This is a genomic window from Halobacillus alkaliphilus (assembly GCF_900113125.1).
Lineage (GTDB): Bacteria > Bacillota > Bacilli > Bacillales > Halobacillaceae > Halobacillus > Halobacillus alkaliphilus.
Genome location: NZ_FOOG01000003.1, coordinates 19,274 through 32,904 on the forward strand (window position 1 = coordinate 19,274; position 13,631 = coordinate 32,904).

At 36.9% G+C, this 13,631-nt stretch carries 13 protein-coding genes; 5 read left to right on the forward strand and 8 right to left on the reverse strand.

What is annotated here, in order from left to right; all coding sequences use genetic code 11:
• Positions 1-9: 9 nt before the first annotated feature.
• A complete protein-coding gene (locus tag BMZ06_RS02730) occupies positions 10-1,971 on the reverse strand; it encodes an AMP-binding protein (RefSeq protein WP_089749917.1) in 1,962 nt (653 codons plus the stop codon).
• Positions 1,972-2,434: 463 nt separating this feature from the next.
• Here BMZ06_RS02730 and BMZ06_RS02735 point away from each other — a divergent pair, with 463 nt between their 5' ends.
• The 3 genes from BMZ06_RS02735 (at position 2,435) to BMZ06_RS02745 (ending at position 6,838) form a co-directional block, all read left to right on the forward strand.
• Positions 2,435-3,583, forward strand: coding sequence for an NAD-dependent epimerase/dehydratase family protein (locus BMZ06_RS02735; RefSeq protein ID WP_089749920.1), 1,149 nt, complete (start codon positions 2,435-2,437; stop codon positions 3,581-3,583).
• A 13-nt stretch (positions 3,584-3,596) separates the two neighbouring features.
• Entirely contained in the window at positions 3,597-4,760 is a 1,164-nt protein-coding gene (locus tag BMZ06_RS02740; RefSeq protein ID WP_089749922.1) for a glycosyltransferase family 4 protein, read from the forward strand.
• Positions 4,761-6,358: 1,598 nt separating this feature from the next.
• Entirely contained in the window at positions 6,359-6,838 is a 480-nt protein-coding gene (locus tag BMZ06_RS02745; protein ID WP_245755936.1) for a site-2 protease family protein, read from the forward strand.
• On the opposite strand, the gene BMZ06_RS02750 is transcribed toward BMZ06_RS02745, so the two are convergent.
• Positions 6,835-7,707 (reverse strand): aminoglycoside 6-adenylyltransferase, encoded by an 873-nt coding sequence (locus tag BMZ06_RS02750; RefSeq protein ID WP_175477782.1) that lies wholly within the window; start codon positions 7,705-7,707, stop codon positions 6,835-6,837. The genes BMZ06_RS02745 and BMZ06_RS02750 overlap by 4 nt on opposite strands.
• Before the next feature lie 102 nt (positions 7,708-7,809).
• Between BMZ06_RS02750 and BMZ06_RS02755 the strand changes: the two genes are divergently transcribed.
• Positions 7,810-8,376: a C40 family peptidase gene (locus BMZ06_RS02755; RefSeq protein WP_089749926.1), complete on the forward strand. Its 567-nt coding sequence runs from the start codon at positions 7,810-7,812 to the stop codon at positions 8,374-8,376.
• A 19-nt stretch (positions 8,377-8,395) separates the two neighbouring features.
• Here BMZ06_RS02755 and BMZ06_RS02760 read toward each other — a convergent pair whose 3' ends face one another.
• The 6 genes from BMZ06_RS02760 to msrB form a co-directional block, all read right to left on the reverse strand.
• Positions 8,396-9,313, reverse strand: coding sequence for an exonuclease domain-containing protein (locus BMZ06_RS02760; protein ID WP_089749927.1), 918 nt, complete (start codon positions 9,311-9,313; stop codon positions 8,396-8,398).
• Positions 9,314-9,556: 243 nt separating this feature from the next.
• The gene (locus BMZ06_RS02765) at positions 9,557-10,117 is read right to left on the reverse strand and encodes a nitroreductase family protein (RefSeq protein WP_089750238.1); all 561 of its coding nucleotides are present in this window, start codon (positions 10,115-10,117) and stop codon (positions 9,557-9,559) included.
• 73 nt (positions 10,118-10,190) lie between these two features.
• Complete coding sequence (locus BMZ06_RS02770; RefSeq protein ID WP_089749929.1) at positions 10,191-10,664, reverse strand: GNAT family N-acetyltransferase; 474 nt, start codon at positions 10,662-10,664, stop codon at positions 10,191-10,193.
• A gap of 13 nt (positions 10,665-10,677) precedes the next feature.
• A complete protein-coding gene (locus BMZ06_RS02775; RefSeq protein WP_089749931.1) occupies positions 10,678-11,082 on the reverse strand; it encodes a VOC family protein in 405 nt (134 codons plus the stop codon).
• A 114-nt stretch (positions 11,083-11,196) separates the two neighbouring features.
• Positions 11,197-12,210 carry an ABC transporter substrate-binding protein gene (locus BMZ06_RS02780; protein WP_089749934.1) on the reverse strand — a complete coding sequence of 338 codons (1,014 nt, stop codon included), beginning with the start codon at positions 12,208-12,210 and terminating at the stop codon, positions 11,197-11,199.
• A 174-nt stretch (positions 12,211-12,384) separates the two neighbouring features.
• Positions 12,385-12,969: a peptide-methionine (R)-S-oxide reductase MsrB gene (msrB, locus tag BMZ06_RS02785; RefSeq protein WP_089749936.1), complete on the reverse strand. Its 585-nt coding sequence runs from the start codon at positions 12,967-12,969 to the stop codon at positions 12,385-12,387.
• Positions 12,970-13,122: 153 nt separating this feature from the next.
• Here msrB and BMZ06_RS02790 point away from each other — a divergent pair, with 153 nt between their 5' ends.
• A complete protein-coding gene (locus BMZ06_RS02790) occupies positions 13,123-13,572 on the forward strand; it encodes a YusW family protein (protein WP_139205794.1) in 450 nt (149 codons plus the stop codon).
• Positions 13,573-13,631: the final 59 nt, after the last annotated feature.

Sequence of the window (13,631 nt, forward strand, 5' to 3'; positions counted from 1 at the left end):
GTTTTTTATTTAGGTAGATAAAGATGATTTTTTGCCTATCCTTTGTATTTGTTCTATGGTGTTCGGGTTCTCAAGAGCACTCAAATCACCTGCTGGGTTATTTAAATAAGCGGATTTAATCGCTCTTCTCATAACTTTAGCATTTCTAGTCTTAGGCAGATCATCAACAATGTACACTTTTTTAGGAGCCAGGGCCTTTCCTAACTTTTCAACTAAATGGCTTTTAAGTTCGTTTACTAGTTGCTCTGATCCTTCAATATTAGGATTAAGAACAGCAAATGCTACTGCTTCTTCACCTTTGATTTCATGAGGAATGCCGATCACCCCTGCCTCTGTAATGGAAGGATGTTCAACCAGCACAGATTCCACTTCTGCAGGACCAAGCCTTTTACCAGCTACATTAAGGACATCATCGGAGCGGCCTGTTATCGTATAAAAACCTTCATCATCAAGAATAACCCAGTCACCATGTACCCAGGTATCTTTAAATCGGGTCCAATAGGTTTCTTCATAGCGTTTATTTTCATTATAGAAACCACTGGTCATTCCTACCCAGGGTTTCCGCAGCACTAATTCTCCTACCTGATTCTTGAGAGAATCCCCTGATTCATCATAAACATCTGCGTCCATGCCAGGTAGAGCAGCATTGAATGTAACCGGCTGTATAGGCTTAACAAGCACATTCCCAAGGATTCCGCCAGAGATTTCGGTGCCGCCTGAATAGTTAAAGATGGGAACGTCAGAGTTACCTGCATGCTTGAACAGCCAGTACCATGGCTCAGGATTCCAAGGTTCTCCTGTGGAGCCTATTAGTTTAAGTGAACTTAAATTATGTTTCTTAATCCATTCTTCACCATGCTTCATCATCGACCGCACGAGTGTAGGTGAGATACCTAAATGGGTCACTTTATATTTTTCAACTAAACTCCATAAACGATCAGGGTTCGGAAAATCCGGAGTTCCTTCGAACATGACGATAGAGGAACCGTTAACCAGGCCGCCATAAACGAGGAAGGGACCCATCATCCATCCCATATCTGTGTACCAAAAAAGCGTGTCATCTTTTGTGACATCCATGCACACTCCAGCGTCAAAAGCTGCTTTAGTTGGAAAGCCTGAATGTGTATGCACAGCCCCTTTTGGTCTGCCTGTTGTACCGGATGTATAGATAATCATAAAAGGGTCATCTGCTTCCATGCTCTTCGTATTGTAAACGGTTTCATTTTCAAGCAAACGAGACCATTGGGTATCCCGGTATTCATTCCATTCAATTTCACAGGAAGCGCGCTCGACCACTATAACATGTTCTAAAGAAGGGCATTGATCACAGGCGAGGTCTGCCTCCATCTTCATAGGTATGGTCTTTCCTCTTCTATAGAAGCCGTCTGCTGTAATGAGAGCTTTGGAACGGGCGGCTTGAATTCTGGTAGCAACTGCATCTGCTTTATAGCCTGAAAAGGCAGGGGAGAATACAGCACCAATTTTTGAAACAGCAAGCATTGATATGAGAGTCTCTGGGATCATAGGCATATAAAGCGTAATAATATCTCCTTCAACAATCCCCAGTTTATTTAGTCCATTTGCGACACGATTTACTTCTTTGTATAACTCCTCGTAAGTGTATTGAATCGTGTCTCCATCATCACCCTCCCAATAGAGGGCAACGGCATGTTTTTTTGTGTCATCCAAAGCCCATTTATCAAGAGCGTTGTGAACTACATTCATCTTTCCTCCGGTAAACCACTTAGGATAAGCTATTCCACTGGATAAATCCACGGTTTTTTCATATGATTGATCCCATTCTATTCCTAGTTCTTTCAAGGCTTCATCCCAGAACCATTCAATATCTTCAATTGATTTTTGGTGGAATACATCATAGTTGTCATATCCTAGTTTTTGCATCCATTTAAACAGTCGTGTAGCTCTGATTTGACTTTCCGATGGAAACCAAGCTTTTTCATATGTACTCATTAAATTTTCGCCCCCAGTTTAATGTTCTGAAATATCTCACACTTCTATTATACCGGAGATTGAGCCTATAATGAACGATTGTACTTTTTTCACAAGGTTGATTCCTGGTCCAAATACTTCATTTGACTAGGGAGTATTTTACAAAAATATGGCTATAATAACTTTCAACGATTCGAGGCCGCATTCAGTGTTTTATTTTGTAAAACTCCGCTTTTTATAAATTAATTTCCTTATTTTGGACGACAGTCGCCAAATGATTAAAATATCGACGTCATTCGAGCTACTTTAACAATTAATTAATTGTTTCAAACTAGAATTAATGGTAAAGTCAAAATCGAAGATATTCATTTCGATTGTAGAATAGGGCTCAAGAACAGGGATTAAAACATTACCATTCATTATGAAAAGAATGTTATTCTATAATGGGAATACGAGAAGGCTAGATGTAACTAGGAGGTAGATTATGAGAATTATTGTAGCAGGAGGAGACGGTTTTTGCGGTTGGCCAACGGCATTATACCTATCCAAACAAGGACATGATGTAACGATTGTTGATAATTTAGCACGCAGAAAAATTGATGATGAGCTTCATTCCAATTCAGTTACTCCCATAGCATCATTAGAAGATCGAGTGGCTAAGTGGAAAGAAGTAACAGGGAATGAAATCCGTACATTTATTGGCGATTTGAATCACTATGATTTCTTAAGAGAAGTGTTCCGCCAGGTAGAGCCAGAAGCATTCGTTCACTTCGCTGAACAGCGTTCGGCTCCATATTCCATGATTGATCGTGAGCACGCTGCTTATACACAAACCAATAATGTTATTGGAAACTTGAACGTATTATATGCAATTAAAGAATTTGCTCCAGAATGCCACTTAATTAAACTGGGTACGATGGGTGAATACGGAACTCCAAATATTGATATTGAAGAAGGATATATAGAAATAGAGCATAAGGGAAGAAAAGACACGCTTCCTTACCCTAAACAGCCTGGTTCCTTCTATCATCTTTCCAAAGTGCATGACAGCCACAATATTATGTTTGCATGTAAGATCTGGGGTATCCGTGCGACAGACCTTAACCAGGGAATCGTGTATGGATTACATACAGAAGAAACAAAACTTGATCCAATGCTTGTTAACCGCGTGGATTATGATGGAGTATTTGGTACAGCCCTGAATCGTTTTGCTAATCAGGCTGCCATTGGTCATGATATTACGGTTTATGGTTCAGGAGGTCAAACGAGAGCTTTCCTTAATATTGAAGATACCGTTCGATGTGTAGAAATCGCTGCAGAAAATCCAGCTGACAACGGTGAATTCCGAGTATTTAATCAGTTTACTGAATGGTTCTCTGTACAGGAATTAGCTGAGCGTGTACAAAAAATTGCACACGAAGAAGGATTAGATACACAGGTTAAGAAAATTGAGAATCCACGAATTGAAAACGAAGACCATTACTATAATGCGGTTAACACAAAACTTCGTGATCTCGGTTTAGAACCTCATTTATTAACAGATGACGTTATTCGTGATATTCTGCGTACAGCAGTTGAACACAAAGACCGTATTATTGTCGAGAACGTATTACCATCAATCACTTGGAAGTAAGGAGTTTTCCACTTTGAAGATCGCCATCATTACTGAAACATTCCTCCCATCAACAGATGGAGTGGTAACCAGATTGAAGGAAGCCATCAAATACCTGCGAAGTCAAGAACATCAAGTGGTCGTCATAGCTCCAGACCTTGGTGTGAAGGAGTATGAAGGTGCGATTGTAGAAGGGGTTAAAGCAACAAAATTACCTTTTTATCGTTCGAAAGAGTTCTCCTTACCTCAGCGTAAGGTAAAAGACTTACTGCAAAAACATAATCCGGATCTTGTCCATGTAGTAAACCCGGCGATCGTTGGTGTCTCAGGTGTATATTACGCAAATAAGCTTAATTATCCTTTGATTGCTTCTTATCATACGCATGTGCCTAAGTATCTGGATTTCTATCGACTATATCTTTTCAAGCCTCTGGTATGGTGGTATTTCCGTAAACTTCATAATTATGCGCACGTGAACTTATGTACATCTAATGCTATTAAGAAAGAGCTGGATCATAAGAATTTCCATAATGTTAATGTATGGGACCGTGGCGTTGCAGTGGACCACTACCATCCTAAGCATAAGACACCAGAGATGCGTGAGCGTCTATCCGGTGGGAAACCTGAAAATAAACTGCTTGTGTTTGTGGGGCGTTTAGCACCTGAAAAAGAAATTCACAAGATTAGACCATTACTTGATCAAAGAGATGACCTTTCACTAGCTATTGTTGGGGATGGGCCCGTTAAGGATGAACTTGAGTACACATTTGAGGGTACCAATACCGTCTTTACTGGTCTTTTACATGGGGAAGAACTAAGAGAAGCATTTTCTTCATCTGACGCTCTAATTTTTCCTTCTGTAACGGAAACTTTAGGACTCGTTATCTTAGAATCCATGGCTTCAGGTCTGCCGGTTATTGCTGCAAAAAGCGGTCCTACGATGGAACAGGTGGAAGACGGTAAAACAGGCATTCTGTTTGAAAATGAGAATACCGATAGTATGATCGATGCGATTAACCGTCTGAAAGACGAAGTGCTTTATAAGTACTTATGTAAAAACGCAAGAGCCGAAGCAGAAAAACACAGTTGGCAAAAACCTTCTGAACAGATACTGGATTATTACCATGAAACTTTACGGGTATTTGGAGAAAATGAAGAATACTCGACTAAAAAATCAAAGGTTAAAGTCACAGAGTAAATGCTCTGTGACTTTTCATTTGAGTGGGCAATTTCCATTAAATTGGAGAGGTAGTACAACAAATTACTTAGTAGCAACTCCGAAATAAAAGAACAAACCAGGTTAAATCAAACGTTCTTTATAACGAATTAATTGAAGTGGTAACAAATTAAAAGTATTTTTACTTAAAACTTAGTAGCAACTCCGAAATCAAAATAAAAAAACAATCTATAAGTACAATAAACATTTAACAACAAAGAAGTTTGGAGCAAAAGCATTTAACTTACAATGAAAAATTAGTTCAGCGATAAAAGGTTCCAGAGAATATATATTATTGGATAGACACATAAAACGCAAACTAAGTATATAAAAAGACGAGCTACTGAAATGCTTGGCTGGGGTGAATATAAAGTAACGAAAAATTGATAATTATTTAGATAGCAATCGTACAGAGAGAATCTAAAGCTGAAGAGTGATAAAACCGCGAGTCATAATATAAGTTTATAATTTAGATATTATTTTGATTTGAACTGACTGATAACAAACAGTGTGGATACCCAGATAATTAATTTTAATCTAATGATGTTAAGATCTACGGTGAAATTTTTCTTTTGTCTCACTATCATAAGTAAACTTGAATTATGAGACAAAAATAAACTCATTTCATTTACTTCCTATAATATATATTATGTAAACTAGAATTTTTAAAATGATCAATAAGTATATGCTTTTACTTAAGACCTACTCCACCAGCTAAAATGATAATAAAATGATAAATTTTTCTTCAGTTCAGCGATTCTTTGTTAAAACCCTCATTATAAACACTGATAATCCTGGGTAAGTCATTCTTCTCTCTTATGACTTAACTTTAGTATTCGTGCTAAGATCTAGTATGTTCATGATTTCTTCTGGATTACTTTTGTCCTTGATTATTTTAGCACTTCTGATCATATTCGAGTTTGTTCACTACATTCATCAATCATCCTTAAAACGAACATTTGTTCTTACTCCGTAATTTTAGCATTTTATTATATTCTAAAGCTAAATTCGTTATCTTCTCTTGAGCAGCAAACCTCATAAGAAAGCTTAATTATTAGGAAGATTTTTAACTGCTCATATACTGTTATTAGATTATAAGTATCATCTTGATTTTTATATTTGGAAATATACTTATGAGAGCCATAATTTTACATAAAATACTAGGTCCTCCCCTTTTTATTTCCCCTATATATTATGGTTGGTTTCATTCTTTTTGCGGTCATTTCATTACAGCTGTTTTAACCAGTTGGGTTATATGATAAGTAAATATGCGAAGTAAAAATAAGAACATATGTTCTCTACCCGCAAATTTGGCATTTCTTCTAAAGAATATACTACAAACTACCCTGAATTTACCTTTTCTATATAATAAATCATTTTCTATCCTTCTTGAAAAATCTGATTATATAGTGTTTTTAAAATAATGATCCTATATTCTAAAAATAATCGGTGATATATTTACTATTTCTCGCTGTTTTCGGTGGATAATAGTTTTTATTTAAGAAATTGGGGTAAGCTTTGCCTTGTGACTTAGTTATAAAAGAGTCTTATATAGATGTTAAAATATGGAGGTTTTGAAATTGTTTACTTTAAGTGATTTACCAATGTTCTTTATTAATTTCTTTTTTATATTACCTATCGTTACACTCGTACATGAAGCTGGACACGTGTGGGTGGCCCGTTTGTTCGGAGGGAAGATTCATTTCTGTATAGGTACTGGGAAGACTATATTCAACATTGGAAAATTAGAGGTGAAAAAGAAGTATTTCATGGAAGGCTGGTGTCAGTATAAAGATTTAACCTATAATAAAACGTGGGCCCACGTATCTATATATCTAGCAGGAAGTATCTTTAACATGATGGTAATCCTCATGATTAATTATCTTATCTTTGCGGATATATTGCCCCGAGCTTTATTTTTCTATCAATACTCTTATTTCTCAGTCTACTTTATTTTCTTTTCCTTATTTCCTTACCGTGATGACGATGGAAAACCAAGTGATGGATTGGCTGTATATGATGTCATCCGATACGGAAAAGCAGAAGATCCGATTGATTAATACGAAATCTGCTGATCGTCTGAATTTTCATGTATATGCTTTAAGTATTCAAAAACGTGAATTCCCTCTGAATCTTCGTGCGGATAATTCAGATGGGAAGTAACCTCTCTTGTTAAAGTTATAAATAATTCACACATTTGGTATAAAGCTTTCCAATTGTTCGGGTACTCTCCATCTGCGTAAGTTTTTTTATAATCCTTCCAAATATGATCTTCTAAAAAATATTCGAAATATTTTCCGGCACTGCCGACATTTACTTGGAAGTTGTTTTTTGCACTAATGTACCAGCTGATCATGCGTTTAAGCATCTTTCTTACGGGACCATCCATCATTTCTTTAGCATACGGAAGTTGACGTCTGGCCAGTCCTTTAGCTACATACGTACTCACCCACCAGAATTCATTGATACATCTTTCAATATCATAAGGAGATGGCTTTTGAACTAAATAATCTCTTTCATCAGGGTCCTGTAAAGCTGGCAGGTTGTGGTCTTTATCCATTAAAACAACGCTTAAACTATCCAGCTTCTTAGGAAGATGATCTCTAAGATATAAAGTGAGATCGATTCGGTTTCCATCCATAAACTGGATTAAGTAGGAGAATTTCTGGCCCGGTTCATGATTATAGGAGTACAATTGCATCTTATCGGGCATCTGCATGATCAGCCTTTTACCAAAAACATCTACCCACGAATGATCTGCCATAAAAGGGGTTAGCTCAGTGACTATGTAGACAATATCATAGTCCTGATAAGAATCAGGAGTAACCTTCGGATTAACTCGCGATCCGTTCATGATTACCCCTCTAATTTGAGTGTCTTTTTCAGCAACTGAAAGAATCAATTTCATCATCTCTTCTTCTGATCTCATCCTGGTCCTCCCCCGATAAAAAACACCTTCCATCTAATCCAGATAAAACATTTTATATGATATCATGGATGTAAATACATCTATGATTAGAAAGGAAAAGTTATGAAAAAACGCCTATATTCAATCCTCTTAGCAGCTTTTGCAGGTATAGCAGCTTATACAGTAAAGCCAAGAAAAGCTCAAGCACCATCAAATGATAATACGATATCTCTTACGTACCCAGGTACAAATATAATTATAACCCCAGGGGATTTATTATTTACTCCTATCGGAAAAAGTGAATCGAAATATGCGGGCCACGTTGGTATAGTAAATTCCCGCAGAGAGGTCATTCACTCTATTCCTTCAGGGTTGATGAAAGATCCAATCAGTCGTTATTTTAATAAATTCCGATCGATTACTATTTTTTCTGCTAAAGATCCCCAAAGTGGCATGAAAGCCTGCACATACCTTGACCATCTTCATACCAATTATCCAAAAGCTGCTTATAAAGTGTTCACGCCGCTCGGCTATAGTGATCATGAACAATATTGCACAAAAATTGTATGGCAGTCTTATTATTATGGAGCAGGTATAAATTTGGGACGGCTTTCAGAACACTCCATAGCCATTCACCCCATTTTATTAAAAGATAAAAAGCATTTGAACTGTGTAGCAAAAAACTTATAAAACTAAGACATGGTAAACTTTACAAATAATTCAGGAATTCATTTTCAGGAAGAATTTCTATGGAATGCCCCTGACTTAATAGCGTTTCTGTACGCTCTAACTTACTGTTTTTCTTTCCATTTAAATAATGATCATAGGTTTTGCTTCCTACAATTAAATAATTAGTAGTGCTCTCTACTGTCGAATAGGTATATCCTCCAAGGTTAGCAACTGTTTGAACAGCCTTCTCTCGATTCATAGCTGTTAACCTTCCTGTAAACGCAAAGGAAGCACCATTAAAAGGGTGACTGCTATCAATTTCTCTGGTTGCTGCCACATAATTTATACTTTCAGGTCTTTTTGTTTTCTGTTTCTTATTCAATCGTGCAGGTTCATATTGCTGATCATACATCATGCCGTTAGTGGTTTGTGTCTTCTCAACCAGGTCTTTTGTATTTTCAGCCTTTAGCTCTTCGCAAGCCTTAAGTAAGATATGAGCAGCGGCCTGTGCATCCTCAAGTGCGTGGTGATGATTAAAACGAAAGCCAATATGGTTTGAAACAGACTTAAGATTATAACGTGGCAGTTCCCATGTTTTCTTTGAAATGTTTAAGGTGCAGTTATAAGCAAGCAGTGGATATGGAAGACGATATTCATCGAGAACTGCACGAAGTACTCCCATATCAAACTGAGCATTATGCGCCACTAGAAACTTCCCTTCAACCATTGGTTGAATTTCATTTTGCCATAAGATATCAAACTCATGAGCATCAGCTACATCATCTTTTGTTATGCCGTGAATGCTTATATTTTTCGGGGAAAAATAATTTTTTCGAGGTTTTACCAAACGATAATATTCATGTTTTACTTCATTGTTTTCATACTCTACTAAACCGATCGAACAGACACTTCCTCGAGAGGAGTTGGCTGTCTCAAAATCAAGCGCTACAAAATTCATTGAGAATCTCCTTTATAAATATCTTATCTATTATCATAAAACCAACCGTGCTATGAGTCTATCATAATGCCTACATACCTCTGAAAAGGCTTCTTCCTATGCCTGAAGTCTCTCCATTTTTTTAAATTATTAGAGTGCTCCTTCAATAAAAAGTAACTGATGAGACTAAGACCCGAAAACCCTTATTAATCAAAGTCAGACATTAGATTTAAAAAACCTCCTTTCTCAAGGAGGTTTTTATCATTATTTCTTCTTTTTATATACGGTAATTCTTTCTTCAATTGGAGTTCTGTGTTTAGTTTTTGGCATTTGATCAAAGTAACCTAGATGGAGAAAGCCGACTATTTTCTCACCAGGCTGCACACCCAGCATTTCACGAACCTTAGGTTCATGAATTTGAGGGTTCGTTTTCCAAACTACACCTAATTCTCTTTCCCATGCTAACAACTGAAAATTTTGTATAAGAGAGCTGATCGCTCCGAAATTTTCTTCCCACTGTTTTTGACGTGGGTCTTCATCCATTACAGCAATTAAAAAAGCTGCCGGCTGGCTAAAATAATTTCTCCTGTTTTCTTGTCTGTCCCTTGGAAAAGTCTGCACGATATCTTCCACAAAATGATCTTTTTCTTCCGTCGGAATAAATATAAAACGCCAGGGTTCTCTTAATCCGTGCGTTGGGGCCCAACGAGCGTCATCTAAGAGCTCTTTAATTAATGATTCAGGAACTTCTTTAGCTAAATAATCACTTTTTACGGAGCGGCGCTCACGAATAATTCTGGCTAATTCACTTTTATTTTGGTCCATGGTTTCACCTACAGTTAAATTATTTTCTATCCCAACAAAAATGATAATCATTCTCACTTGTAATGTCAACTATTTATCCAATGTACTTAGACATATTAATATCTGTAATATCGTACATAGCTTGTTGATAAAGATGTATAGCACGTTTGTTATGAGCAAAAACATGGAGGGAAAGTTTTTTTACGCCCTGCTGCTTAACATACTTTTCTAAGGATTCTAAGGCTCTTCGCCCAAAACCTTGTCCTCTGTAAGGTTCAAAAATTAAAAAGTTATAAATGAAAGCCTCCTTTTGAGGGTGACTTTCATCAAAGTGGTACCAGAAATAACCTACTACCTCATTCGTATTGGGATGACTTAAAGATAACAAAAAGTGATGAGTCGTCTGAAGCCCATCGGGTAAAAGCTGTTGAAAAGCTTCTTTTGATTTTTGCAAAGATTCTTCTTTTGTCCATGTTCCAGCTTTAACCTTTTCATCTGCATAATTTTGCACTTCCATTTTCATTAGTTCATCGAAATCTTTTTGCAACATTACGTTTAAGTTAAGCATAAATTTCTTCCTCTCATATTCCCTTAGTATTCATAAGTACTACGCGCCATCCATCCGGATCTTCAATAGTTGTGCCTCTTTCTTCCCAATAAGGATTCTCAGGTTCTACCGTAAAGAATCCTTGATTAGCTAAGGGGTTTATTATGGTTTGGATTTCATCTTTTTCTTCTATGTATAGCACCAATAAATTGTCTTTGGTAGGAGCGGGACAAGGGCTTCCCTTTTCATGAGTAGTGAACTCTAACTGATACTGGCTATCTGGGAGGCCGAAGATTACTCCATCATACCCAGCATGACTCGAAAATTGAGTTAATTTAGGTAATCCTATTCCTTCTTCATAAAAAGCTACAATTTCAGTTAGTTGATCCGTTGGTCTCGCAATTCTAAATTGTAAAGCCGAAAACCCATTGAACTTCATGAAAAAACCTCCCTATCAGTTAGTATAGTATATTTATAATAAACGTAGGACAAAAAAATTCTGGTTAAATGGAAAGACCACTTTTACTGCCAAAGTGGTCTTCCCTTACGAACATTATTTTTCTAATAGTGCATTGGCTATTTCCTTAGAAAATCGTTCGGCTGATAGTGGTCCTGCAAAAGTTCCCATATCTCCCGGCAGCTTATAAGTGTGATCCTTTTCCACAAAATTAAGATTTGTCCATGCCGGATTGTCCGCCAGGTTATCAAATATTGGATCGTCATTTTGGACTAAATAGAAGAAATGGGAGTCTTGATAATTCTGTAAAGCTTCAACATTTGTTGAGATAAAACCATAAATCTCTGGTTCGTCGGTTTTAACCGCATTAGTTGCATTCATTTTATCTAGAACTCCAGCGATGACCGAGTTATTGGTAAACAACCTCATTGTAGGCGTGTTTTGAGATGTAAAAGCTTGAGCAACCACAGCATTCAGGTTTTCATACCCAGCTTCTTGAATACGTTCTCCCTGTTCTTTAAAAGTTTCTTCCATCTGTTTAATATACTGCTTAGCTTTTTCCTCTTTATTGAATATTTTCCCCAGAGTATTAAACTCATTTAGGAGATGCTGGTATTGATCCTCTGCCCCTTTTTCAGAGTATGGTGCGAATAAAGCGGTAGGAGCAATACTCTCCAATTGATCTTTAAAGCTTTCATGACGATATTTTGCTCCTATAATTAAATCAGGATCCAAACGGGAAATAGCCTCAAAATTGGGCTCTGATCTTGTACCCACGTCCGTTACAGAGTCGCTTAGTGGTTCTCCCACGTTCACCCATTTATTATAACCTTCCAGGTCTGCAACTCCAACAGGTTCTACACCTAATGGTAATAAGTGCTCTATATATGTCCACTCTAAAACTACTACTTTTTTAGGTACCCCATCTATAGTCATTTCACCTACTCCATCTTCAAATGTGATAGATCCTGCATTACCTTCATCAGTTGATTCAGACTCCGGTGAAGAAGCGGTTTCTCCATCTTCTCCATTGGATTGATCGGAATTATCACTGCATGCCACAAGGATTCCCAAGAATAAAATTAGTCCTAAAATACTAAGCTTTTTCATAAAGCCTATCCTTCCCTTCTGATTTGATTATTTCAGCAATGTTATGTATTACTGTCTATTGATAATGATAATCTTTATCAATAGACAGTATAGAGAAAAATAACTAGAAAGTCAATGATAATCATTATCATTGTATTATGAAAAAAGAAGCAGGAAGTTCCTGCTTCTAAAAGTTTACTGTTCAAATTCATCCAAGTATTTTTCATAGCCACGTTCAGCCATTTCTTCTTTTGGAATGAATTCTAGTGCGGCCGAATTCATGCAATACCTTAGTCCTGTTGGCTGAGGACCGTCTTTAAATACATGTCCTAGATGAGAATCTGCTTCCTTACTTCTAACTTCGGTTCGGGAACCAAAAATACCTGGGTCTTTTTTAGTTACAATATTCTCTTCCGCAAGCGGTTGAGTGAAACTTGGCCAGCCCGTTCCAGATTTGTATTTATCCACTGAGCTGAACAAAGGTTCTTTGGAGATGATATCTACATAAATTCCCTCATCGGTATTATCCCAATATTTATTTTCAAAAGCTCGTTCCGTACCATCTTTTTGCGTAACCTTATACTGAACTGACGTTAACATGTCTTTTAGTTCCTTTTTAGAATAAGTGACAGTCTCTCCGTTATAGTTAGTCACGGTAAGATCACCTTCCTCTTCGTTCTGATGTTTTTCTTGCCCGGATAAGTGTCCACTTGCTATAGGGACCGTAATTAAAGCTCCGATTAATATAAACAGCATCCCATATAAAGATTTCTTCTTCATGGGTTGATCCTCCCTTTAATAGTCTCAGAGGAATGACTATATATTAATCATAACATGAGCAATCTCTTCAGCTAACTATTGTGCTTAGGGATGGATTATGAAAAACGAATTTTTTGGTAATCCTATGGATAACAAAAGAATGGAGTGATTTTATTGAAACTACTGAGTATAACCTTCTTCCTGCTGCTCTTATTAACAACGGGATGTAACAATGTGAATAATCAATCCGGCGAACAAACACAAAATGAACCATCACCAGAAAGTATCTCTTACCAGCAAATTAATGAGAATCGGCCCTTTAACTTTAATAGGTTTGAGTTGGAAGTTGATTATGTAGATCGTATGTCTTACCACATTGATTATGTTAATCTAGAAAATAGAAAAGAAGCACGTATTGACGATTTTGATCGGCAGAAAGTTACAGGTGAAGAAGCTTTTAATCAGCTTGCACCTCAGCTTAGAGAGATGAGTTTCGATCAGGATACCCCAGAGGATGAGGTAATCAATGAAGTCCTTACAGTTCTTGGTCTTGAAGCTCCTTATAAGGAATTTAAGTTAGAAGTAACATATCAGGATGGAACCGTAGTAAATTACGAAGATTAAATATTAAAACCGCCAAAGGTAAAACTGCTGGCGGTTTTAATATTTATTGATTTGTTTTT

What these genes read in the sequence shown, in the direction of transcription:
- BMZ06_RS02730 (WP_089749917.1), bottom strand. Translation starts at nt 1,971, where the DNA reads ATGAGTACATATGAAAAAGCTTGGTTTCCATCGGAAAGTCAAATCAGA.
- BMZ06_RS02760 (WP_089749927.1), bottom strand. Translation starts at nt 9,313, where the DNA reads ATGAATTTTGTAGCGCTTGATTTTGAGACAGCCAACTCCTCTCGAGGA.
- BMZ06_RS02755 (WP_089749926.1), top strand. Translation starts at nt 7,810, where the DNA reads ATGAAAAAACGCCTATATTCAATCCTCTTAGCAGCTTTTGCAGGTATA.
- BMZ06_RS02770 (WP_089749929.1), bottom strand. Translation starts at nt 10,664, where the DNA reads ATGCTTAACTTAAACGTAATGTTGCAAAAAGATTTCGATGAACTAATG.
- msrB (WP_089749936.1), bottom strand. Translation starts at nt 12,969, where the DNA reads ATGAAGAAGAAATCTTTATATGGGATGCTGTTTATATTAATCGGAGCT.
- BMZ06_RS02750 (WP_175477782.1), bottom strand. Translation starts at nt 7,707, where the DNA reads ATGAGATCAGAAGAAGAGATGATGAAATTGATTCTTTCAGTTGCTGAA.
- BMZ06_RS02735 (WP_089749920.1), top strand. Translation starts at nt 2,435, where the DNA reads ATGAGAATTATTGTAGCAGGAGGAGACGGTTTTTGCGGTTGGCCAACG.
- BMZ06_RS02780 (WP_089749934.1), bottom strand. Translation starts at nt 12,210, where the DNA reads ATGAAAAAGCTTAGTATTTTAGGACTAATTTTATTCTTGGGAATCCTT.
- BMZ06_RS02775 (WP_089749931.1), bottom strand. Translation starts at nt 11,082, where the DNA reads ATGAAGTTCAATGGGTTTTCGGCTTTACAATTTAGAATTGCGAGACCA.
- BMZ06_RS02765 (WP_089750238.1), bottom strand. Translation starts at nt 10,117, where the DNA reads ATGGACCAAAATAAAAGTGAATTAGCCAGAATTATTCGTGAGCGCCGC.